This window comes from Solibacillus sp. FSL K6-1523 (assembly GCF_038005225.1).
Classification (GTDB): domain Bacteria; phylum Bacillota; class Bacilli; order Bacillales_A; family Planococcaceae; genus Solibacillus.
In genome coordinates, this window is the sequence record NZ_JBBOSU010000001.1 from 2,923,589 (window position 1) to 2,946,577 (window position 22,989).

Here is a 22,989-nt window from a genome sequence, read left to right on the forward strand (position 1 = left end):
TTTAATCCATGACCGTAATCGTTTTTGTTGTTGCATCGACCTTCACCGTTTTCCCAAGTGGTAAAGACATCGTTGGTAATACATGCCCACACGTTACATTCATTAAAATCGGAATATTTAAAGGTGTTAAAATTTCATCCACAATCGTTTCTAAACGCAAACTATTTTCTGGGTGCTTTGGATCTGGAGGACCACAATCCGTCCATGCACCTAACAGAATACCTGCTAAGCCCTCTAACTTCCCTGTCAATTGCAATTGTGTTAGCATGCGATCAATACGTTGTTCATTTTCCTCAATATCTTCTAAAAACAAAATTTTGCCCTGTAAGTCAATCTCATACGGCGTACCTAATGAAGCGACTACGAGCGTTAAATTCCCACCAACTAATTGCCCTGTCGCAGTACCTGGAACAACTGTAACCATTTCTTCTCCTGGTGGATTCGCCAATTGATAGTCGCTCCCCTGCGTATTCGTCACGCTGTTAATGAAATAATCCCATGTGTAGCCATCCATTTTTTCACGAATAAATTCGGTCGATGGCATCGGTGTATGGTACGTAACCAAATTGCATTGTTGATTCATTACAATATGTAATGCTGTTACATCACTATAACCAGCGAATACTTTTGGATTTTCCCTAATCGTTTCCAAATCAAGCTTCGGTAATATTTTCGTTGCCCCGTAGCCCCCACGAATACTGAAAATGCCATCAATTTTAGGATTGGCAAACATCGCATTCAGTTCCTTTGCACGCAGTTCATCGCTACCCGCTAAATAACCGTGGCGTGCCCGACATGTTTCACCTACAACGACGTGAAAGCCTAGTTTTTCAACCGCTTCAATCGCAGGCTGTAAGTTCTCCGGTGGCGTTGCTCCAGAAGCACTGACTAATGCGACCGTATCCCCTTTTTTTAATGATTTTGGAATAACCATTGTCATACAAGATTCCCCCTCTTTTCTAACTGCTCACGATAGCTCGCCTGTTCTTCCTTATTCGCTAAAACAAAATGTCCTGCATCAATTTCCACAAATTGTGGTGGATCTTCTTCATATCGATGCTGTGTTGGATCATACACTTGCAACGTTTTTTTGCGCTCTTTATGCGGATTCGGTTCAGGAACAGCCGCGATCAATGCTTTCGTATACGGATGAAGCGGATGATTAAAGAGCTTTTCTGTTTCACCGAGCTCCACAATTTTCCCCTTATAAATAACCGCTGTACGATCTGTAATAAAACGTACAATCGATAAATCATGAGCAATAAATAAATACGTTAAATCCTTTTGCTCTTGTAAATTTGAAAGTAAATTTAGCACTTGTGCACGAATTGAAACGTCAAGTGCAGAAATGGGTTCATCCGCTACTATAAATTCTGGATCCATCACGAGCGCACGCGCAATGCCGATACGCTGACGTTGCCCACCTGAAAACTCATGTGGAAAGCGCGATGCAAACTCTGGCAATAAGCCTACTTCAAGCAATGCATCTTTCACTTTTTGCATGCGTTCTTCTTCAGATTTAAAGCGTTTATTGCTAATTAATCCTTCTGAAATGATATAGTCCACTTTGGCACGTTCATTAAGTGATGCACCTGGATCTTGGAAAATCATTTGAATCTTTTGCGTAATTTCTTTATCCCAAGCTTTTGGAATACGCCCATTTATTTTTTGTCCATGGAATAGAATTTCGCCATTAGAAACAGGGTTAATGCGCATAATCGCACGACCGATTGTCGTTTTTCCCGAGCCAGATTCCCCAACTAAACCAAATGTTTCCCCTTTATAAATATCGAAACTCACATCATCTACTGCTTTAAAATGTTTTTTTCCACCGCCAAAAATAATATCAATATTTTTTACTTCAATTAATTTTTCTTTTGTATGCTTACTCATTGACATAGCGCCTCCCTTCTTCAAAAAATGCTTGCAACACCTCGGGGGGCTCAACTTTTGGTGCCTTTAAATCGAGCAGCCACGTTCTTGCAAAATGGGTGTCGGTTACTTTAAAGAAAGGCGGTCGCTCGACAAAATCAATTTTTAACGCATACTGATTACGCGGTGCAAAAGCGTCTCCTTTTATTTCTTTAAATAAGTTCGGTGGAGTCCCTTTAATCGAATAAAGTTCTTCTCCCTTCACCCCTAATTGAGGGAGCGATGAAATTAATGCCCATGTGTATGGATGTTTCGCATTAAAAAATACTTCATCGGTTTTTCCCACTTCAATAATATCTCCTGCGTACATGACAGCAATGCGATCTGCTACCTTTGCAACGACACCAAGGTCATGCGTAATATAAATCGTTGATAACCCATATTTTTGCTGTAAATTCGTTAATAGCTGTAAAATTTGTGCTTGAATCGTTACATCAAGTGCTGTCGTCGGTTCGTCACAAATTAATACATCCGGGTTACAGGCGACCGCAATTGCAATGACAATCCGTTGACGCATCCCACCCGAAAATTCATGTGGATACTGTTTATAGCGTCTTTCCACATCATGAATGCCGACATCTCGTAAAAGCTGTAATGTTTTTTCGTACGCTTCTTTGCCCTTTAAATTTTGATGAAGCACGACACTTTCTTCAATTTGCTTGCCTACTGTTTTTAATGGATTTAAGCTCGTCATTGGATCTTGCGTCACCATTGCGATTTGCTTACCACGAATTTTCAGCCAATCCTTTTCAGTCTTAAACTTCGCTAAATCATATCCGTTATATAAAATTTTCCCCGAATCTATATAGCCGTTTTTATCAAGTAAGCCCATAATCGACTTCACTAGCACCGATTTTCCCGATCCAGATTCCCCTACGATTGCCAGGCTTTCTCCTTTATATAGATCAAGTGATATATCTCGAATGGCCGTTAATGTTTGACCGCGCAACTTAAATTTTATGACTAAATTTTGTATTGATAATGTAGGCTGTTGTTCCATCGTTCGCCATCCCCCTTACACGTGATTTTTTGGATCTGCAGCATCTGCAAATGAATTCCCGATAATATAAAAGGCAATTGTAATAATACTAAGAACAATACTTGGGAAAATTAATTGATAGCGTAAATCCGGGGACATCATAAGTACGCGCCCTTCATTAATTAAATTTCCTAATGATGGTACACTTACTGGTAGCCCCAGTCCGATATACGTTAAAAATACTTCCGCTCCTATCGCAAATGGCACTGCTAAACTCATGCGTAACATAATGACTGAGATTAAATACGGCAATAAGTTTTTCAAAATAATGCGATATCCAGGAGTACCTAATGTTTTCGATGCTAAGTTATATTCACGGTCACGTAAAATCACAATCTGATTCCGTAAAAAGCGCGCCATTTCTACCCAACCGGTAATACACATCGCAATAATAATCGTCGAAACGCTTGGTCTTAAAATATAGGACATTAAAATAAGGACAATCGTTGTTGGAATATTATCGACAATATTGTATAGCTGCGTAAACGGCATTTCGAGTTTCCTTGAGAAGCCCCATAATGCACCAATTGTAAAGCCGACAATCACTTCGACTATCGCAACAACAAAGCCGATATATAATGACGTTCGTGTCCCGTCCCAAATACGCGACCATAAATCCTGTCCAATTGAGTTCGTGCCAAACCAATATTCCTCATTCGGTGCGACATTTCGATCTTGCATGCCTGTGTCGGGATTAATATAAATTTCAGTTGGTGACTTTTGATTTGGTAAATACGGCTGTATGAGTGTAAAACCGATGATAAAAACAACCATAAACAATAAGAAAACTGCTACTTTATTTTTTAGAAAAGAGCGCCATGTAGAACGCCAATAGGAATAATTGGAGTAAGCCGTTTCTTCTGCTTTTGAATCATCTGCCACTGCAAAGTCAAATAATGTTTCATTCGATTTATCCGAAATATTCTGAATCTCTTTCGTATATAAGCCCATTAGCGTACACTGTCCCCTTTCCCTAATTTAATACGAGGGTCTACAATGGCCATTAATAAGTCCCCTAAAATTAAGCCAATAATTCCAAGGGATGAAAAGAAAATAACGAGTCCTTGTACAACCTGATTATCTTGGCGCTGAATCGCATCTACCAATAGCCCACCCATTCCTGGAATCGAATACAACGATTCAATATAAATCGAGCCGGTAATCGTAAATAAAATCGTCGCCGGCAAATATTGTGCCATTGGAATAAAGGCGTTTCGCAATACGTGTTGGAACATAATCGTACGTTCCTTCACACCCTTTGCACGAGCAAGCTTAATGTAATCTTTATTTAATTCATCCACCATATAACGACGCATCCACATCGCATAGGACGCAATAGGACCGAGTGCCATTGAAACGAGTGGTAAAATAAAACTGATTGGATTGTATTCATCAAACAACATCGGCCAGCCGAACCAGCCCGTCACATACATTTGAATCATAAGGAAGTACACCATCGCTGGAACCGCCACAACAAAGACGATATAGCCTGTTCCTAACCGATCGAGCCAGCGCCCTTTAAACTGTGCCATTAAAATACCGAGTGGCACACCAACTAATAAAGAAAGAACTACCGCACCTAATCCAAATAAAATCGAATACATCATTTTATCCTGAATAATATCTACTACTGGAACATCCGTACGATACGTAATGGACTTTCCTAAATCCCCTTGAAATAAATCTTTATAAAAATTCCCCAATTGGACAATTAACGGATCTCTTAAACCTAAATTTGTTAAGTAGACTTCCTGTTGGGCCTCTGACATTTTTTCAGCAGCTGCCCCTAAATAGCCTTCTTCAGGCATTAATCGTAATAGGGAGAAAACAATTGTGATAATAACAAATAACGTAAATATGGATTGAATTAATCTTTTTCCTATGTATTTCAGCACTGTAAACGCCTCCTCGCTACTCTCTTTTTTTGTAGGTTCTCTTCACAACTTATGCTCTGAAATAAGAAAAGAGATGCAGAAAAAATATTTTCTGTCATCTCCTGTCCTTACAACAAAATCTGCTCTCACTATGATTAGTTTGAAGCATTTGCTAAAGCTTCAGCACGCTCTTTTTCCCACGCTTCTTTAGCAGATTTATATTCTTCATTGCTCATTGGCTTTTCTAGGAGTGTTTGACCTTTAAATTTCTCCATCGTTACACCAAATGGAGAATATTGTGATTCGAATGGATTTAATTTAGAAGCGACATAGCCACCGCCACCTACTGCGTACGGGATAACGAATGCTTCTTCAATTAAAAACGCTTCTGCTTTTGCAAATAACTCAAAACGTTTATCTGGATTTACTTCTACTTTTGCTGCATCTACTAAGTTTTGGTATGTGTTTTTACCATTTGCTTCTTGGTACCCTTCAGCAAGCTCTGGCTTGTTGTATGTGCCACCTTCAGTAAATGGATCTGTGTAAGTTGATGGATCTGCAAAGTCAGGACCCCAGTTTGCTTCGATAATCGAGAATTTACCTGGGCGACGTACTTCACCTAAGAAGCCTGTTGATGGACCTGCTTCAATGACAACATCTACATAATCAGTACCTAATAACTTTTCCACTTGTTGCTCGATCACTTGAGAACGATTTGCCCACTCTGGCATTCCTGAGTTATAAGGCATTACGACTTTAACTGGGAATGTTACTTTTCCAGCTAATGCTGCCATTGCTTTTTCTTTATATTCTGCTGCTACATCAGCATTGAATGAATCCTCATTTGTAATCGCTTTTAATGGCTCTAATTGTGTATAGTCAACCCCATCTACATCCACGAAGTTTTTCGGTGTAATTGTATTTGATATTAAGTCCTTTGGATTGTATGGTTCATTTGTTAGCATTGCCGATACGCGGTCAAATGCATGGTAAATCGATTTACGGAAATCTTTATTATTTACTGCAACTTTCCAGTTTTCCGGATCAAATTCTGCATCATATTGTGGATTGAAGTTTAATGCATAGAAATATGAATAGAAATTATTTGTATTTTGACGCACTAAGTTTTTCTTGTCCTCATCATTTAACCATTGATCTAAAATCGAAGTTGGTACAGCCGCTGCATCAATTTCGCCACGCAGGAATAACTCTGGTGCTACCGTTGCAGCTTCTTTATTGTATTTGTAGCGGATGCGGTCAATTTTTATTTGATCTTTATCCCAATACGTTTCATTTTTTACTAATACACGCTCATTTTGTGGCTCGAATTTATCTAAGATATACCCGCCATTATATAGGAAGTTTTCGCGTGTCGTACCAAAACCTTCCCCTTTTTCAGCTAAAAATGCGCCGTTAACTGGGAAGAAACATACATAATTTAACATGGATAAGAAATAAGGTGTTGATCCCTCTAATGTATATTCAAGTGTGTAATCATCTAGTGCTTTTACACCTACTTGAGAGAAATCTGTTATTGCACCTGTATTAAAAGCATCACCATTTTTAACAACTGTGGCAATCCAAGATGTCGATGATTCATTTTTTGCATCTAAAACATAATTTAATCCGTCTACGAAATCTTGTGCGACTACATCGGCATATTCTTTGCCGTCATGCGTCATCCACTTTACGCCTTCACGTAGTTTAAAAGTCCAAACCGTCGCATCCGCATTTGATTCCCAGCTTTCTGCAAGACTTGGTTTAACAATGCCATACTCATCGTATTCGATTAATCCGTCTACTAAGTTTGCTGCCACTGCGAATTCGTTTGTATCTGACGTTTTTAAATAGTTAAGCGTTTTAATTTCTCCAGAATAAACCGTTTTATATTCTACCGGCTTTGAATCTTTGTTTGAATCCCCTTCTGTACCCGATTCTGTTTTATCACTACAAGCGGCTAAAACAAGTACAAACATACATGTTAAAAACAATAAATATTTTTTCACATAAAAACCCCCTAGTTCTCCCTTTTTTAAAACGCCCTGCAAGTGAATCCCCCTTAAGAATTTTCTATTAAAAATCCTAATCCCGGCTCATCCGTCATTTGAATTTTTTCCCCTTCAAAAATTGGACCACCATCAATTGGATCTTCAACACAAAGGCTCGGCCCATCTAAATCGACCATCGTAATATTTTTATTTGCTGCAGCAAAATGAGCGGCGGCGCTAACACTAATTTTCGTTTCAAGCATACAACCAATCATGCATTCGATTCCGCTCGCTTCTGCAATATTGCATAGCTTTTGCGCTTGGAAAATGCCGCCAGTTTTCATTAGCTTAATATTAATTAAATCCGCTGCCCCCATGTGAATGAGTGTCAGTGCTTCCTTTGGCGAAAAAACACTTTCATCTGCTAAGATGGATGTTTGCGTATGATTTGTAACATAGTGCATACCTGATAGATCACTGTAATGGACAGGCTGCTCGACCAACTCGATATTGACCCCTTTATCCTCCAACTGACCGATAATTCGAACTGCTTCCTTTGGCGTCCATCCTTGGTTTGCATCTACACGTAACACAACATTTGGTCCAACAGCATTGCGAATCGCGACAACACGATCTACATCGGTCCTTGCATCTTTTCCGACCTTTACTTTTAAAATTGAAAAGCCGCGCTGTACGGCATGTAAGCTGTCTCGCACCATTTCCTCACTATCATTCACACTAATCGTAATGTCTGTCGTTAATTGATGACGGTATCCACCTAAAAGTTGATAAAGTGGCGCCCTCTGTTTTTTCGCCCATAAATCATAAAGTGCCATATCTACTGCCGCTTTTGCACTCGTATTTTTATACAAGCTTTGCTCCATGCGATCTAAAATAAGTGATATTTCTTTAATATCCATTCCGATAATGACTGGTGCTATGACATGTTCAATTGCATGCGTGATTGACGCAATGGTCTCTCCCGTAATGACCGCGGTAGGAGCTGCTTCTCCCACACCGACTTGCCCATCATCTGTGTAAATATTCACCGCCACATTTTTTATCGTATGCACGGTACGTAAAGCCGTTTTAAATGGTGTAATAAGAGGCGCCTCGACGAAACCGACTTTAACTTTTGTAATTTTCATGTTCTCACCTGCTATATTTATGTTAGAAATTGTAAAATTCGTAACACTTCATAAAAATCAGTTGTTTCAAACAACACCGTATTATGTGCTTTAAATTTAGCGCCTGGATAAAATGAATTGCGGTACGCTTTAATATGATCTTTGTAAATAATCTCAATTTCAAATTTCTCAGGCAGTGTCACTTGGATGCTTTCGCGTTCCACGTGCATAGCTTGTTCGATTAATTTCCTTGTTTCTTTTAGTGCTTTTTGTGGGCTCACATTAATCGTAGCTGCACCAATACCTTCCTTCGTTGCATATGTGACAATTTGATCATTTATTTTCGCAATATGCTCTGTTAACGCCCGGTCCCCGCTTACAAAGGCAACTGGTACTTGATGAAGAGCAGCAGCATATGTATTAATCATAAATTCACTTGCATATTGATCATTTATTTTTATATCTGCAACGAGGCTTAATGTGTGTGCTAGTGGATTATGCTCGCTGCCACCTTCACTGTGATAACCGATAAAAATGGCACGGTCAAACGTGTCATCTAAACCTGCAACCATACACATCGGATCCATTGTCCAACCGCGAATGATTTTCACATTTTCAGGTAACTCTTCTAAAAGTATATTACGTGCTGAATCATGCGCATCTTTCAGTAAAATTTCTGTCGCGCCCCCTGCAACTGCACCTTCAACCGCAGCAAGTACTTCCTTTGTCATCTGCTGTTGGAAATACTGATACTCCGGATGATTTAACTCGGTTTCATTCCAATGTGTCGTCCCTGTAATGCCTTCAATGTCTGCACTAATATATACTTTCATTTGTATCGATACTCCTTCAGTTCATTTTTTTCAATCGTCGCAATGATAGCACCGTAATTGGCAGTCGATTCATGTGCTTTCCTTGCCCACGTCACATTGCCAAAGTCATAATGCCACCATTCCTCGGAATAATTTTCAAAACCTACACAAGTCATGCAGTTATATAGCAGTCTACGATTTTTAACCGCAGCCAGATTTTCCTCAGCATGCCCCTCAAAATAAGCGGTTGCAGATTTCGCATTTGTTTCATCAAAAGCTGTCCCTAAGTCGAGTGGATTGCCATCAGGATCCCCCAAAGTTAAATCAATAGCACCACCTGTTAAATGCGGTGCTGGATACCCTTCCTCAATGCTCGGATAAGCCACATATTTTAATGTTTCTTTTAGAACTTGTTCTTCGCTCCAACTAGGATTGGTCAAAGCAGTTTCTTGCTGTACTTGATCAAATAAAAACTGTTGCACTTGCAAAGGTCGGAAGCCATCATACACGATGAGACTAAATTGTTCAGGCAAATGAGCTAATGCTTCATACAATCGCTCAGTAGCACCTTGGCGTAAATAAATCGCTTGTAAACTATTCGGTATTTGCTGTTCATAATAACTGGACCGAATAAATAAACGATTTTTTAGCGGCTTCAACTCAACTAGCGGCTCATTTGTTTCTTTAATCACTGGTTTTTCATTAGATGAGCTCTTAATTTGAATAGGTTTTAATAGTTTTTCTAAGATCGTTATGCACCCCGTCCCTGTGAAAATATATAAAGAATTGAAATTTCCGAAGTTTTATAATTTTCAGTTATTAATAAAAGTATCATAACTAACACTATTTTGGTAGTTTTTTCTTTATATGCGTTTTCTAATAAAGCTTCTAATTAAGTATTTACTTGTGTAGGCTGGCTAAGCACATGAGGCGCACAGCTTTGTTGTACAAATCTGTACGACTCATCTGTGTGCTTTGTGCAAGGCCAGCCCTAAATTAAATTTTTCCGTTCTAATAAAAGCTTCCTCAATTGAGTGCGTCGCTGCCGTGGGAGGCGACGTATCCTGATTTAAATATTCATTCTAAATGGATGTTAGTTTCATAAGTTGAACCTATATAGTCAAAAATATATCGCTCAACTTGATTGCCGTGGCGTCCAACTGTTGTAGTTGCTTGCGCTAATGAATTGAGTATCGCTTCTTCGGTCGCTTCAGCTGCTGCCATAAACAATTGATTCATAATCGGATGATCCTCTCGAATTTGTATACGAGATTCTATATGATTATCCGTTTGATGTGGGATGTCATGTGCCGTTGTAAAGCCAATAACGATATCACCACTGCCATTCGAAAAATGACTCCCTATACGACCAAGCCCGATGCCACAACGTTTTATAACACGTGTTAGCTGTCGACTACTCAGTGGTGCATCCGTTGCAAGTACGATGATAATCGACCCATCCGTAGGTACTAATGTGGAATTTTCTTGTGTACAATTTTTCTTATAACGCTCTTTCATAAATTCACTGCTCGTACCAAAATTACTTAATACAAGGCAACCGACTGTATAAGATTGATTGGTATTTTCCAACGAAACAAGACGAGAAGACGAACCAATCCCCCCTTTATAACCAAAGCAAATCATTCCTTTTCCTGCTCCAACTGCTCCTTCTTCCGTCGTACCTTCCGTTGCACATTGAATCGCTTCAATCGCGTGGTTTGGCGTAACTGGGAACCGGCGAATGGAATTTAAATAACTATCATTACATTCCCCTACGACAGTATTAACGGTGCCGGTTGTTAAGCCAATTTCTTCATTTTGACTTAATAAATATTGGAGCGTTCCTTGTGTGACAGCCGGTACCCCAAATGTATTCGTTAACATGATCGGTGACTCAATTACGCCAAGCTCATTCACTTGCACAAGCCCTGTTGTTTTTCCGAAACCATTTAACACATAACTCGCTGCCGTTACCTTTTGGCGAAATAAATTACCGCCATGTGGCAAAATCGCCGTGACTCCGGTACAAGCCACGTCTCCATCATCATTTATCGGATGATCTAATGTGACATGCCCCACTTTTACACCAACTACATCTGTAATACAATTTTTGTTCCCAGGCATTAACTGTCCGATTTTTATGCCATGCTGCCTTGCTTTCATATAATTCAACACTCCTTATTCCTATGTAATTAGAATTCTCCTAAATAAGGAGCTACCAATTACACAGGTAGCTCCTAGTTGAACAGACTGATTATTTTGCTGTATAGTTTGAAACGTCAATATCCAACTCAAATTCTGTGCCGCGCTTCTTAAATGCTGCTACAAAGAAGATCGTTGTAACAATTAAAGTAAACCCAGCGCCGACAATATAGGAAGTCGTTAAGGATTGACCAAAGCCCATTGTCGGTTCATAAACAATATAGACAAAGCACATGCTCGTCATAAAGATTGCTGGTATTGTTGAAATCCAATGATTTTTACCCTTCAAGAATAAATACATCGCTCCCACCCATAAAGCAATCGCTGCTGTTACACCGTTTGCCCACGAGAAATAGCGCCATAAAATATTAAAATCCATTTTTGTTAACGCAAACGACAGAGCAAATAACGGTAAAGCGATCCAAATACGACTAAGAATCTTCATCTGCGGGAACTTAAAATAATCCGCAATAATCATACGCGCTGCACGGAATGCTGTATCTCCCGAAGTAATTGGTAAAACAACTACACCTAATACAGCCAACGTTCCGCCAATAGCACCTAAGAGCGTTAATGAAATTTCATTTACTACTAATGCTGGACCACCTGTTGCGATCATCTCATTTAATCCACCATAGCCATTAAATAGACTCATAGATGCCGCTGCCCAAATCATTGCAATAATTCCTTCAGCAATCATCATGCCATAGAAAATTTTACGACCTTGTTTTTCATTTTGTGTCGTACGTGAAATAATCGGCGTTTGTGTTGCATGGAAACCAGATAATGCACCACAAGTAATCGTAAAGAATAGCAGTGGGAAAACAGGTAATGCACCTGGATGCATATTTTGCAATGTTAATTCAGGAATTGGTGCACCTGTAACAATTAGCATAATACCAATACCTACAGCAGAAATGATTAACAGAGCCCCAAAAAACGGATAGAAGCGACCAATAATTTTATCAATCGGTAATAACGTTGCCAAAATATAATAAATAAAAATTGCTGCAACAATAATTCCTAAAGCAACCTTACCATCGATTAAAGTATGAATAAGCATAGCCGGTGAAGATACAAATACTGTGCCGACTAAAAGTAATAATAAAAGTGCAAACACATTGACGACGTGCTTCATTACCTTTCCTAAAAACTTTGCCGCTAACTCCGGTAAATGCGCCCCTTTGTTACGAATAGAAATCATTCCTGTTAAATAATCATGCACCGCTCCTGCAAAAATACAGCCTACTACAATCCAAACAAATGCAACTGGACCATAAAGCGCCCCTGCAATTGGACCAAATACCGGGCCTGTTCCCGCAATGTTTAACAACTGAATTAATGAGTTTTTTGGTGTAGACATCGGTACATAGTCCACTCCATCCGCATTAACATACGCTGGAGTTGGTCGTTGTTCTTGCTCTCCAAATACTTTTTCTACAAACTTTCCATACGTAAAGTAACCAATGATTAACAGCACAATAGAAACTAAAAACGTAATCATTCTCTCACCCCTATTAATATAATTTAATATTCACACTATATCAATGTTGTTATATAACATCAATAAGTTTCTCAAGTAATATATAACAGTTGTGATTTATCCACAGAACGAATCCTTCATTTCCTATATATGAAAATTTCGTTAATATATGATTCTCAAAGCTCACTTCAAAGGTGATTAACACAGCCCATTTTCAATACAAAAAAGCGCCCTCTAAGTAGGTACGCTTTCTTGTCAGCTATCGTGAAATAGTTATAGTTAGTAAAGCCATTATCATCTTCCAATACGCAAAATTCCTCATGTAATCAATTACACCTCGGCGTAATTGCGTCCAGATTTTTTCGAGCTTGCTCGAAAAACTTTCTCTAAATATCTGTGACATCCGCCTGGGCTTAACTTGATTCAGCTGGAGGTTAGAGCCCCACTGAATAGAATTGAATTTTTTAGCATTCATCCACAAACCTATAGAAATGGAGAAATTCTGTACCTGCCGCTGCGCTTTCGGTACAAATACATTTGCTGAATCAAGTTAAATATCTATGATTCCTCTTGACCAACGATCTACGAAGCTTTCAAATGTGATGCCATAGCGGTTATACACTTCATGATAGACAAAATAAGTCCCCAGTTTATCTAACATTTCATCATTGATTCTCATCGTATCAATCCTTTCATTTTCCACTTGGAATGATGATGTTGTACGCCCATTTCTATTCGATTCGCTGTTAGTTCTAACATACCCGCAATCCCCTTATTTAATACCGCTCCGTTCGTACATATTTATTTATAAGCACTGTTACAAATCGTTCACAAACGACTATGAATTCTCGCTGTTACAGTTCCTCCATTCTAGTAAGATGAATGTATACATACGAATAATGGAGGATTGTTATGCGAAATTTCCTTACAATTTGCAGCCTGCTGTTTTTGTCCATCTTATTAGTAGGCTGTTCTCAAACGCTTGGCGATTTAAAAAATGCAGCTGCTGGAATTAATTCCAAAGCAAATGAAGCGGCGACATCGATGTCTTTAGATGTCCATTCCGTTCGCGCTGTTGAAATTCAATTTGAGAATAAAACATTTACATTGAACGACCTTTTCAAAAACATTTTACGTGACGTGCAGTGGCATTATGAAAAAAAAGACGAACAAAATAAATTACTCATTACGGGTACATGGAAAGATAATGGACTATTTGCGGAATATAATTTTGAGGATGATGTGAAGAAACAGCTTCGTGAAGATGGTCGTATTGAAGTTATCTTATCGTTTGAAAATGACCTATTAAATGAGCAGTTAACCGTGATAAATATGTATTTATATCAAGAAAAACTCGTGGAGCAACAAGGCAAAGATGCATTGCACGCACTCTATCGACTTTATTAAGGAGAACTTACTAAAGCTTAAGAGCAATTTTACATAGCCATCCCTTCCCATTTTCATAAAGAGCGTGATGGCTTTTCTTTTAACACTTCTAAAAATCTCCTCTTTTTTGTATAAACTTTGAAATTTAACAGTATTTTATTACTATCAGAAACATTTCCTTCATACTTTTACAAATACACTTTAACTTTATAGGAAATTTGTTATACTAATATTAATAAATCGACCTATTATTTAAGGGGGAGCTTCCGTGCAAATAAATCCATTGATGCCTCGATCACGGAATAGCCTATTGATTCGGTTAAAAAGTTTTAGTGACCAACTCTCTAAAGGGACTATCATCCTTGATTTTCATGAAAAAAGTTTTCCCATCTTACATGTTAATAATGATTTTCTTCAACTAACTGGTTATAATAATGACGCATTATTTGGGCAAAGCATCACAATGTTTAATGGACAAAAAACCAATTTGGACACATGTAGTGATTTACTTCATTCCTTAAAAGAGGGTGTATCCAATTCATTTACCCTTTTGCACTATTCAAAAGACGGTTCTGCATTTTGGAACCACATAATGGTACATCCGATTCGCGATCAATTTAATGCGATTCAATATTTACTTTTAACTTGCGAAGACCATACAACACAAGCACTTAATAAAATGCTCTCAAAACTTGAGCATGAAGTGTATGCAGAAATTGATAATGGGGATAACTTGCAATCAATCTTGACATTAATTTCTGAAAAGATAGAAAACTACTATATTAGAAACGTTTATTGCACGATCCATTTAATTGAAAATCATAATAAAATAAAATCGATTGGCTCGCATTCATTACCCTTACATATTATTCAGCAACTCGAAATCCCTAAAATTTCACCTACTATTTGTTCTAATACACAGCAAGTTCATTTAAATAAACTCGTACTTTCTAATAATGTGAAGAAACAATTTCAAGAACATCAACTTAACATAGTTAAAACGTCATGGACAAAATCAATATTGACACCACAACAACAAATTTTTGGTGTTTTAACATTACTGCACGAAGAAAATACGGAGTTAAAGCAAGATGATTTAGACTATTTAAACCGATTAACTTTACTCATTCAATTAGCGGTCAATTATGCCGAGCAAAAATTAGAATTACGCAGACTGGCTTTTTATGATATGGATACGAATCTTCCAAATATCCCTTACTTTCAAAAAACGTTGAAGCAATGGATCGATAACGGCTACGAAGGGATTATTACATTAATACACCCAAGTGAGTTTAATAATTTAGTCGATTTATATGGGCGTAAAGCTGGGGATGATTTATTACGTCAAATGGTTGAACGACTACAACAGAGTTCGACGTCTGGCGAGGAATTTATTGCACGATTTTCTAATTCAATTATTATCGCTAAAAAAGGGTCATTTCAACATCTTGCTGTCAATCAATCACGCATCCAGCTATTAACAACCGACCCTTATCAATATAATGGTAAGCGTAATTATATTACTGTAAAAATTGGCATCAGTCATTTTCACAATACATCTGTAGTGGAAGATTGTATTCATCAAGCAGATATTGCCTTAACAAAAGCACGTTCTTTAAACGGCACTAATATCGCATTTTTCGAGGAAGATAGCAATAAAAAATTAGCTGAAGAAATGGAAACGTTCAATCAGCTTGTTTACGGCATTCAAAATGATGAATTCACCGTTCATTTACAGCCAAAAATTAATATTGACACGTTAGAAATTGAAGGGTTTGAAGCATTATCGCGTTGGACATCGCATGTTCTTGGCGAAGTTTCACCAGCAATATTCATCCCAATCGCCGAAAAGTCCGGAAAAATTAGAGAGATTGATTGTTTAAATTTTAAAACGATACTTTCTTGGTTGCAAAAACGGATAGATGAAGGGAAAAAGATTTATCCCATTGCCATTAATATTTCACCCGATTATTTTTATGGCGTAGATTTTTTATCAGAAATTGAAAGTACTTTCCAGCAATTTGATGTACCTGCAAAATATATCCGATTCGAAGTAACTGAGAGTATTGAGCTTGTTGACTTTACGAAAGCAAAAGAGATATTGCAGAAACTAAAAAAAATTGGCATTGAAAGTTCAATTGATGATTTCGGTGTAGGCTTTTCTTCATTAAGCTACTTGCCGCATTTACCTTTTTCAGAAATCAAGATTGATCGCAGTTTCATCAATTCAATGAGAGACCCGGGTGTTTATGCCGTTGTGCAAACAATTATTCAACTCGCACAAAACATTTATATGCGTGCCATAGCAGAGGGCATCGAGACAAAAGAACAATTAATGATGCTCCAAGCAATGGGCTGTCCTGCTGGGCAAGGGTATTATTTTTACAAGCCGATGCCATTACAAAAAATTGATCAACTACTCGATTTACAAGAAGTATACTAATTTTATACAAATAAAAAGCTGTCATCAAAGTCATTCCTATGACGTTTGAGACAGCTTTATTATGCTCTTTTAGCTGAAGTTTCGCACATTTTTACGCTAATTTCGTCGGTAAATCGGCTACTATAAACGCAACTAAGTCTTGTATATTTTGCTCGTTTACACCATGACCAACCGGATACGTTTTAAACGTAACATTTGTGCCATAATCATTGAAAAATGCGGCGCTTTGCTCAGCCCAAACAAGAGGGAAATCGTAATCATATTCTCCATGAGAGATAAAGATTTTTGATTGATCCATTGCTTTTTTACTATATTCCAACGCAACAAATTCAGGTAAATAGCCGCTAAGTGCTGCCGTTCCTCGAATCTCATTCCCCATAACAACCGCTAAAGACTGGGCAATAGCTGCGCCTTGGTTGAAACCGACAATATAAATCTGCGTCGGATCTAATTGGTATACTTCAATCGCTTCATGAATAAAATCTTCCGTCACTTTAACTACTTTGTCAAAAATACTTCGCGCAGGTTTGCCTTCCTCTTCAAATGTATAAAAAGCGTATCCTGGACGGTGTTCAATTGGTCCTTGTAAGCTGAAAATATGGCATTGCGTAGAAAATGACTCCACTAATTGGATTAAATCTTGCTCATTGCTCCCTAAACCATGCAAAAGAAAAATCGCTGGATGCTTGTCTCCTTCTATACGTGGTGCTAAATGTTTATAAATATAAGGTGATTTCATTGTTTTCTCCTTTTATGTAAGTTTCATTTGATTGACGAATTGATCTGCATAATACGCAATATAGCCATCCATCATTTTTAATGTTTCTTCTATATTCCCTTTTGTTAAAATCGTCGCTTTATTAACAGTAATATACGTTAAAAAATCGATGCGTAGTGTGTGCTCGAGCGATGCATAAGCATAATCATAAATGACATCCTCATCGGTCACTTTTAACGCGACATATTGTTGATGAAAGGCTTTCGTATAATCATCCATTTTTTCAGCGATATCTTGGCGAATCCGCATTTGTTGCGCCATTAATTCACTTTCAATCGTAGCTATTTTTGGAACTTGACCAGCACCATATGTTTCACCAATCAGTTTTCCCCATGCCACTTTATTGTCTACAAAGTATGCAATATTTAACATAAGTCGATCATAAAAATCCTCAGTTGATTTTGCAGAATTACGTTTTTCATTCACGTTTTGCTGGATTGCTTGCTCAAATGTTGTAAGTTGTGCTTTTTGAGTGAGGTGAAAAAGTTGTTGCTCAATATATGTTGTAATTTCTTTTTGGATTGAATTTGTTGTCATTTAGCGATTCACTTCCTTGCCATTAAATTGCGTTTTCAAGTTCTATCGTACCATTGTCAGTCCTTTTAAGCACGCACACAGCCATATAGCTCCCAAAAAATGCCACTCGCTTAGAGGCGAATGGCATTTTTATAAAGCACTTATCTCACCAACTATAAAAGTGGCTGACTTCCGCTGAAAGGTATTATAATGCTTTTACTTTAGCAACGATGTTTTCTACTGTGAATCCGTATTTTTCAATGACTAATTCACCTGGAGCAGATGCACCGAATTGGTCAATCGCAAGGACATCCCCTTCGAAGCCAACATATTTATGCCAACCGAATGAAGCACCCATTTCAATTGCTAAACGTTTCGTAATCGCTTTTGGTAAAACTGATTCTTTATATTCTTTTGATTGCTTTTCGAAGCGATCCATTGCTGGCATTGATACAACCGATGCATCAATTCCTTGTGCTAATAGTGCTTTTTGTGCTTCAACAGCTAAGCCTACTTCTGAACCTGTAGCAATTAAAATCGCATCCGCTGTTTCTTTTGTTGCAGGTGATACGATGTAAGCACCTTTATCAACACCGTCATAAACTGTCTCTAATGACGCATCTAATACTGGTAAGTTTTGACGAGAAAGTACTAAAACAGTTGGCGTTGATTCGCTTGATACCGCTAATTTCCATGCTGCAGCTGATTCATTTGCATCTGCTGGACGGATTACCGATAAGTTTGGCATTGCACGTAATGCAGCTAAATGTTCGATTGGCTCATGCGTAGGACCATCTTCCCCTACTGCTACAGAGTCATGTGTAAATACGTATGTTACTGGTAAGCCCATTAACGCAGATAAACGGATTGCTGGACGCACATAATCAGAGAATACGAAGAACGTACCACCAAATACATTAACCCCACCGTGTAATGCCATACCGTTCATTGCAGCACCCATTGCAAATTCACGTACACCAAACCAAATATTGCGGCCTTCTGGTGTTTCAGCGAAGAAATCTCCAGCGCCCTTGATTGTTGTTTTGTTAGAACCTGCTAAGTCAGCTGAACCACCGAAGAATGATGGTAATTTTTTCGCGATGGCATTAATTGCATCACCTGAAGATGAACGTGTTGCAACTGATTTTCCTGCTTCATATACAGGTAATTCTGATGCGAAATCTTCCGGTAAATTATTTTCCATTGCATTCACAAATTGTTGTGCCAGTTCTGGATATTCATTTTTATAGCTTGCAAATAATTCATTCCAAGCTGCTTCTGGTTGTACCCCTTGTACGTCCGCTGCTGCTTTAAATGTGTCATATACATCTGCAGGTACATCGAATGGCTCATGTGCCCACTCATATGCTGCTTTTGTTAAGACTACTTCATCTGTACCAAGTGGTGCACCGTGTGAATCAGCTTTACCCGATTTGTTTGGAGAACCGAAGCCAATTACCGTTTTCACTTCGATAATTGTTGGACCACCTGTGTTTTGTTTTGCTTGCTCGATTGCCGAATTTAGTGCTGCTACATCCGTACCATCTTGTACTTTTAAGTAGTTCCAGCTATATGATTCGAATCGTTTTTGGATGTTTTCTGAGAATGACTTTTCTAAATCACCATCTAGTGAAATATCATTTGAATCGTATAACACAATCAATTTATCTAATTGTAAGTGACCTGCTAGTGAAATCGCCTCAGCAGCTACACCTTCCATTAAGTCGCCATCGCCACAAAGTGCAAATGTATAATGGTCCACAATTTCATGTCCTGGTTTATTGTAAGTTGCTGCAAGATGACGTTCTGCCATTGCCATACCAACTGTCATCGCAATCCCTTGACCTAGTGGACCTGTCGTCGCTTCAACACCTACTGTATGACCGTATTCTGGATGTCCTGGAGTTAATGAGTCCCATTGACGGAAGTTTTTAATATCTTCCATTTCTAAACCGTATCCACCAAGGTGTAAAAGGCTATATAACAGCATTGAACCATGACCTGCTGATAATACGAAACGGTCGCGGTTATACCATTTTGGATTTACAGGATTATGGCGTAATTGCTTTGTCCATAAAGTATAAGCCATTGGAGCCGCACCCATTGGTAATCCTGGGTGACCTGAGTTGGCCTTTTCAATTGCGTCGATTGATAGTGTACGGATAGCGTTAATTGCTAACTGATCCATATGTTGTGTCATTATGTGACATCCTTTCTCGTGCGTTATTTATTCCTATTTAGTTTAGACAAAAACGGGCAAGAAAACAATCCTTTATCCTAACGTTTTATAAATTATGTCATACTTAATGATAATTATGTCATATTATTTAACTTGCTTCAGCAAATCCTTTTTATACCATATGCAAAACACCAGGCATAGAAAGCTAATCCTTCTATAAAATAGAGGTCCCCCCGCTGAATCAAGTTAATGTTCCGGCGGATGTCACAGATTTTTAGAGGATTTTTTCGAGTAAACTCGAAAAAAGTCTGGACACAATTACGCTTAGGCGTAATTGATAATGCTATTAATTAAGAAATTTATTTTGTTCTTTAATTTGTTTTAATTTTTCAGGTGTTACATCATTTCCTGTTTCATCTACAACTTTTACATGCTCAATCGTATCGCGCATTGTTGAACGGAAAACATCTAAATATTCTTTTCTTAAAGCCGTACGTTCCTTCGCCTGTTCTTCCGTTAACTTGCCTTCTTTTGCTAACTTCGATAATTCATTAATTCGAGCTAATTTTTGTTTTGATAACATTTTATTCTCACCTTTCATTTATACATTAATATGCAATACTACAAAGGTATGAAAAAAAGACTTGAAGTGCAAGCGATTACCCTTCAAGTCTGTCAATATGTTCAATATAACGTCGATGGACAGTCGCCTTACTTACCTGATAGCCAAGTCCTGTTAACGTATTTGATATTTCTAAAAAAGTAAGCCCTTTTTGACGTAAATTTACAATTTCTTCGATGGGCACTTCTTTACGTTCTCTGCCTTCTTGATTGCCTCTGTTTTTCAAATTATTTTCCGGCTTATACCCATTTTCAACTGCACGGCGCATGCCACGTCGAATTTTGGCGTTATGCATACGGCGTTGGTATTCTTCTACAACTGCTAAAATTTCGAGTAACATCGTATCCATTTCATTTAATGCTAATGGACCCGCATCATTTAACGAATAAACGGTTGCCTCTTGTTTTTGAATAAGATGTAGCACTGCCATGCGCGCATTCCCACGTCCTAAACGTGTTTCATCTTGAACAAATAACGCTTTAATATCGAATGCCTTCATATAATCAAGCATGTCGAGTAAACCATCTCGGTCCACTTCATAGCCGCTTTGTTGATCGAGGAATACTTGCAAGTCTGTATAGTTATGTGACTGTGCATAGCGCGTCAATTCCTCTTGTTGTCGTTTTAATGAAGTCTCTTGTGTTGTTTTGTCGGTACTAACACGACAATAAATGACTGCTTTATTTTGATTCATTATTTTCACTCGCTACTTTAATAGTATGTATTTCTGGAGATTCGGATAGCCCTACAATATGTTTGGAGTTTTTCACGATAGGTACTAAGAGAAGCTGCCCACTAATAATTTTTTCATCGCGCAATGCATTTTCTTTTTTTACTGCGACAATCCAATCATGCTCTGCCATTTTACCACGATATTGCCCGGCTAACGACCATAAAGTATCTCCTTGTTCAATTGTAATGTGTTCGTATGCAGTAATACGCTCATCTTTCACTAAAATAAATGCAAGAAACAGGAATGAAAATAAGATAAACATTGTTGTAAAGCTATTTAACTTCATTTTATTCATAATAAATCGCCCCTTATGGAATGTACGTTCGGAATATATGTTCTTATAATAATGGGAACGTACGTTTTTGTCAACCCCTTTTCGAACCTATGTTTGCATTCTTGTTCGCATACTGGTATACTGAATTTAATAAAACTACTTATTAAAGAGGTGAGTGCGTTGACAAAAATTTCAAAGAGGCAAGAAGCCATTTTAGCTTTTATAAAAGAAGAAGTTCGTACAAAAGGCTATCCACCTTCTGTCCGAGAAATCGGTGAAGCAGTTGGTTTAGCTTCAAGTTCAACTGTCCATGGGCATCTAGCTCGTTTAGAAAGTAAAGGGCTCATTCGTCGTGACCCGACAAAACCCCGTGCCATTGAAATTCTTGAACAGGGAGATCCAACTATACCAAAGCAAGGCGTTATTCATGTGCCATTAATCGGCAAAGTAACGGCTGGGCTTCCTATTTCTGCGATTGAAGATATTCAGGAATACTTCCCGCTACCCGATACATACGGTTCTTCCGAGGATGAATTATTCATGCTCGAAATTATGGGAGAATCTATGATTGAGGCTGGCATTTTAAATGGAGATTACGTGATTGTCAAAAAATGCTCTGCTGCAAGTAACGGAGAAATTGTCGTCGCTATGACGGAAGATGATGAAGCAACAGTAAAGCGCTTCTATAAGGAAAAAACATATTACCGTTTACAACCTGAAAATAGTTCGATGGATCCGATTATCGTCAACCAAGTAACGATTCTTGGAAAAGTTGTAGGGTTGTACCGCAACGTGAATTAAATTAAAAAATCCGCAAAACGTTTGGAAATGTTTTGCGGATTTTTCATCATTACTTTGTCGATGCCTCTATAAAACTTTTAAATAATTTGTCAGATGGCGCATCATTTTCAAGTCCTTCTGGATGCCACTGAACGCCAATACAGTACGGATGTGTTGGATGCTCAATTCCTTCAATAACTCCGTCTTTTGCACGAGCATTGATGATAAACCCGTCAGCAACTCTCGCAACAGCTTGATGATGGAATGAATTCGTTAAAATCGAGGATGCCCCGACAATTTGCTGCAGCTTTGATTGCTCAAGCACTACTGTATGCGTAACTTCATGTCGTAGCGAAACTTGTGTATGCTTTAAGATATTTTCCACTTGCGTATCAATATCTTGATATAACGTTCCACCAAATGCCACGTTCATCACTTGCTCACCACGACAAATGCCTAAAATCGGTAGCTCTCTTTCAAATGCGCACTTCATAATAAGCATATCACTTTTATCACGTTCATCGATGACAACACCGAGCTTATAATGAGGTTCCTCCCCAAAAATTAACGGATTGATATCATAGCCACCAATTGATACAATTCCGTCCACAATATTTAGTATTTGCTCAACATTTTCCTCATTAATAATCGGCAAACAAATAGGTGTGCCACCTGCTTTTTGTATCGCATTAATATATGTATTATTAATCTCTTTCTTTCCTTCTACAGGATGCATCGTTAAGCCAATAACAGGTTTCATAAATGTCCTCCCCCTAATTTGATATTAGTAGCATACCACTAATTATTAGATTTGTGCGAAA

At 38.2% G+C, this 22,989-nt stretch carries 22 protein-coding genes; 3 read left to right on the top strand and 19 right to left on the bottom strand.

Annotation, left to right across the window (positions count from 1 at the left end; genetic code table 11):
• Nucleotide 1 precedes the first annotated feature (1 nt).
• The 12 genes from MHI10_RS14120 to MHI10_RS14175 form a co-directional block, all read right to left on the bottom strand.
• The gene (locus MHI10_RS14120; protein WP_340786437.1) at nucleotides 2-940 is read right to left on the bottom strand and encodes a S66 peptidase family protein; all 939 of its coding nucleotides are present in this window, start codon (nucleotides 938-940) and stop codon (nucleotides 2-4) included.
• A complete protein-coding gene (locus MHI10_RS14125) occupies nucleotides 937-1,893 on the bottom strand; it encodes an oligopeptide/dipeptide ABC transporter ATP-binding protein (RefSeq protein ID WP_340786440.1) in 957 nt (318 codons plus the stop codon). The genes MHI10_RS14120 and MHI10_RS14125 overlap by 4 nt, the downstream gene beginning before the upstream one ends.
• A complete protein-coding gene (locus MHI10_RS14130) occupies nucleotides 1,886-2,932 on the bottom strand; it encodes an ABC transporter ATP-binding protein (protein WP_340786443.1) in 1,047 nt (348 codons plus the stop codon). Before MHI10_RS14130 ends, MHI10_RS14125 begins: the two co-directional genes overlap by 8 nt.
• Nucleotides 2,933-2,947: 15 nt before the next feature.
• On the bottom strand, nucleotides 2,948-3,922 hold the full coding sequence (locus tag MHI10_RS14135; protein WP_340786446.1) for an ABC transporter permease: 975 nt from the start codon (nucleotides 3,920-3,922) through the stop codon (nucleotides 2,948-2,950).
• Entirely contained in the window at nucleotides 3,922-4,866 is a 945-nt protein-coding gene (locus MHI10_RS14140; RefSeq protein ID WP_340786449.1) for an ABC transporter permease, read from the bottom strand. The genes MHI10_RS14135 and MHI10_RS14140 overlap by 1 nt, the downstream gene beginning before the upstream one ends.
• A 134-nt stretch (nucleotides 4,867-5,000) precedes the next feature.
• Nucleotides 5,001-6,851 carry a peptide ABC transporter substrate-binding protein gene (locus tag MHI10_RS14145; RefSeq protein WP_340786451.1) on the bottom strand — a complete coding sequence of 617 codons (1,851 nt, stop codon included), beginning with the start codon at nucleotides 6,849-6,851 and terminating at the stop codon, nucleotides 5,001-5,003.
• A gap of 53 nt (nucleotides 6,852-6,904) precedes the next feature.
• Nucleotides 6,905-7,981, bottom strand: coding sequence for a dipeptide epimerase (locus MHI10_RS14150; protein WP_340786452.1), 1,077 nt, complete (start codon nucleotides 7,979-7,981; stop codon nucleotides 6,905-6,907).
• A gap of 17 nt (nucleotides 7,982-7,998) precedes the next feature.
• Complete coding sequence (locus tag MHI10_RS14155) at nucleotides 7,999-8,793, bottom strand: M55 family metallopeptidase (protein ID WP_340786454.1); 795 nt, start codon at nucleotides 8,791-8,793, stop codon at nucleotides 7,999-8,001.
• Nucleotides 8,790-9,464 carry a M15 family metallopeptidase gene (locus tag MHI10_RS14160; RefSeq protein ID WP_340786456.1) on the bottom strand — a complete coding sequence of 225 codons (675 nt, stop codon included), beginning with the start codon at nucleotides 9,462-9,464 and terminating at the stop codon, nucleotides 8,790-8,792. The genes MHI10_RS14155 and MHI10_RS14160 overlap by 4 nt, the downstream gene beginning before the upstream one ends.
• Nucleotides 9,465-9,849: 385 nt before the next feature.
• Nucleotides 9,850-10,935, bottom strand: coding sequence for a DmpA family aminopeptidase (locus MHI10_RS14165; RefSeq protein ID WP_340786459.1), 1,086 nt, complete (start codon nucleotides 10,933-10,935; stop codon nucleotides 9,850-9,852).
• A 91-nt stretch (nucleotides 10,936-11,026) separates the two neighbouring features.
• Entirely contained in the window at nucleotides 11,027-12,478 is a 1,452-nt protein-coding gene (locus tag MHI10_RS14170; protein ID WP_340786461.1) for a carbon starvation CstA family protein, read from the bottom strand.
• 529 nt (nucleotides 12,479-13,007) lie between these two features.
• On the bottom strand, nucleotides 13,008-13,136 hold the full coding sequence (locus MHI10_RS14175; RefSeq protein ID WP_256376294.1) for a hypothetical protein: 129 nt from the start codon (nucleotides 13,134-13,136) through the stop codon (nucleotides 13,008-13,010).
• A gap of 233 nt (nucleotides 13,137-13,369) precedes the next feature.
• Between MHI10_RS14175 and MHI10_RS14180 the strand changes: the two genes are divergently transcribed.
• On the top strand, nucleotides 13,370-13,864 hold the full coding sequence (locus tag MHI10_RS14180; protein ID WP_340786462.1) for a 23S rRNA methyltransferase: 495 nt from the start codon (nucleotides 13,370-13,372) through the stop codon (nucleotides 13,862-13,864).
• A gap of 247 nt (nucleotides 13,865-14,111) precedes the next feature.
• A complete protein-coding gene (locus MHI10_RS14185; RefSeq protein ID WP_340786464.1) occupies nucleotides 14,112-16,286 on the top strand; it encodes a bifunctional diguanylate cyclase/phosphodiesterase in 2,175 nt (724 codons plus the stop codon).
• Nucleotides 16,287-16,377: 91 nt separating this feature from the next.
• Here the strand turns inward: MHI10_RS14185 and MHI10_RS14190 are convergent, their stop codons facing one another.
• The 6 genes from MHI10_RS14190 to yneA all read right to left on the bottom strand — a co-directional run bounded on the left by MHI10_RS14190 (nucleotide 16,378) and on the right by yneA (nucleotide 21,409).
• The gene (locus tag MHI10_RS14190; RefSeq protein WP_340786467.1) at nucleotides 16,378-17,025 is read right to left on the bottom strand and encodes an alpha/beta hydrolase; all 648 of its coding nucleotides are present in this window, start codon (nucleotides 17,023-17,025) and stop codon (nucleotides 16,378-16,380) included.
• Nucleotides 17,026-17,037: 12 nt separating this feature from the next.
• A complete protein-coding gene (locus tag MHI10_RS14195) occupies nucleotides 17,038-17,601 on the bottom strand; it encodes a DNA helicase (protein WP_340786469.1) in 564 nt (187 codons plus the stop codon).
• Nucleotides 17,602-17,785: 184 nt separating this feature from the next.
• Complete coding sequence (gene tkt, locus MHI10_RS14200) at nucleotides 17,786-19,780, bottom strand: transketolase (protein WP_340786471.1); 1,995 nt, start codon at nucleotides 19,778-19,780, stop codon at nucleotides 17,786-17,788.
• Between the two features lie 325 nt (nucleotides 19,781-20,105).
• Nucleotides 20,106-20,342, bottom strand: coding sequence for a DUF896 domain-containing protein (locus tag MHI10_RS14205; RefSeq protein WP_340786473.1), 237 nt, complete (start codon nucleotides 20,340-20,342; stop codon nucleotides 20,106-20,108).
• A gap of 76 nt (nucleotides 20,343-20,418) precedes the next feature.
• Entirely contained in the window at nucleotides 20,419-21,075 is a 657-nt protein-coding gene (locus MHI10_RS14210; RefSeq protein WP_340786476.1) for a YneB family resolvase-like protein, read from the bottom strand.
• Entirely contained in the window at nucleotides 21,062-21,409 is a 348-nt protein-coding gene (yneA, locus tag MHI10_RS14215; protein WP_340786479.1) for a cell division suppressor protein YneA, read from the bottom strand. Before yneA ends, MHI10_RS14210 begins: the two co-directional genes overlap by 14 nt.
• A gap of 159 nt (nucleotides 21,410-21,568) precedes the next feature.
• On the opposite strand from yneA, the gene lexA reads away from it, so the two are divergent.
• Nucleotides 21,569-22,189 carry a transcriptional repressor LexA gene (lexA, locus tag MHI10_RS14220; RefSeq protein WP_340786482.1) on the top strand — a complete coding sequence of 207 codons (621 nt, stop codon included), beginning with the start codon at nucleotides 21,569-21,571 and terminating at the stop codon, nucleotides 22,187-22,189.
• A gap of 49 nt (nucleotides 22,190-22,238) precedes the next feature.
• Here lexA and MHI10_RS14225 read toward each other — a convergent pair whose 3' ends face one another.
• Nucleotides 22,239-22,928, bottom strand: a complete 690-nt coding sequence (locus MHI10_RS14225; protein WP_340786485.1) for a gamma-glutamyl-gamma-aminobutyrate hydrolase family protein — start codon at nucleotides 22,926-22,928, stop codon at nucleotides 22,239-22,241.
• Nucleotides 22,929-22,989: the final 61 nt, after the last annotated feature.

Bases quoted from the DNA above. Each gene is read 5' to 3' on its own strand.
- MHI10_RS14120 (WP_340786437.1), bottom strand. From the start codon at position 940: ATGACAATGGTTATTCCAAAATCATTAAAAAAAGGGGATACGGTCGCA.
- MHI10_RS14125 (WP_340786440.1), bottom strand. From the start codon at position 1,893: ATGAGTAAGCATACAAAAGAAAAATTAATTGAAGTAAAAAATATTGAT.
- MHI10_RS14130 (WP_340786443.1), bottom strand. From the start codon at position 2,932: ATGGAACAACAGCCTACATTATCAATACAAAATTTAGTCATAAAATTT.
- MHI10_RS14135 (WP_340786446.1), bottom strand. From the start codon at position 3,922: ATGGGCTTATATACGAAAGAGATTCAGAATATTTCGGATAAATCGAAT.
- MHI10_RS14150 (WP_340786452.1), bottom strand. From the start codon at position 7,981: ATGAAAATTACAAAAGTTAAAGTCGGTTTCGTCGAGGCGCCTCTTATT.
- MHI10_RS14155 (WP_340786454.1), bottom strand. From the start codon at position 8,793: ATGAAAGTATATATTAGTGCAGACATTGAAGGCATTACAGGGACGACA.
- MHI10_RS14165 (WP_340786459.1), bottom strand. From the start codon at position 10,935: ATGAAAGCAAGGCAGCATGGCATAAAAATCGGACAGTTAATGCCTGGG.
- MHI10_RS14170 (WP_340786461.1), bottom strand. From the start codon at position 12,478: ATGATTACGTTTTTAGTTTCTATTGTGCTGTTAATCATTGGTTACTTT.
- MHI10_RS14175 (WP_256376294.1), bottom strand. From the start codon at position 13,136: ATGAGAATCAATGATGAAATGTTAGATAAACTGGGGACTTATTTTGTC.
- MHI10_RS14180 (WP_340786462.1), top strand. From the start codon at position 13,370: ATGCGAAATTTCCTTACAATTTGCAGCCTGCTGTTTTTGTCCATCTTA.
- MHI10_RS14190 (WP_340786467.1), bottom strand. From the start codon at position 17,025: ATGAAATCACCTTATATTTATAAACATTTAGCACCACGTATAGAAGGA.
- MHI10_RS14195 (WP_340786469.1), bottom strand. From the start codon at position 17,601: ATGACAACAAATTCAATCCAAAAAGAAATTACAACATATATTGAGCAA.
- tkt (WP_340786471.1), bottom strand. From the start codon at position 19,780: ATGACACAACATATGGATCAGTTAGCAATTAACGCTATCCGTACACTA.
- MHI10_RS14205 (WP_340786473.1), bottom strand. From the start codon at position 20,342: ATGTTATCAAAACAAAAATTAGCTCGAATTAATGAATTATCGAAGTTA.
- MHI10_RS14210 (WP_340786476.1), bottom strand. From the start codon at position 21,075: ATGAATCAAAATAAAGCAGTCATTTATTGTCGTGTTAGTACCGACAAA.
- yneA (WP_340786479.1), bottom strand. From the start codon at position 21,409: ATGAATAAAATGAAGTTAAATAGCTTTACAACAATGTTTATCTTATTT.
- MHI10_RS14225 (WP_340786485.1), bottom strand. From the start codon at position 22,928: ATGAAACCTGTTATTGGCTTAACGATGCATCCTGTAGAAGGAAAGAAA.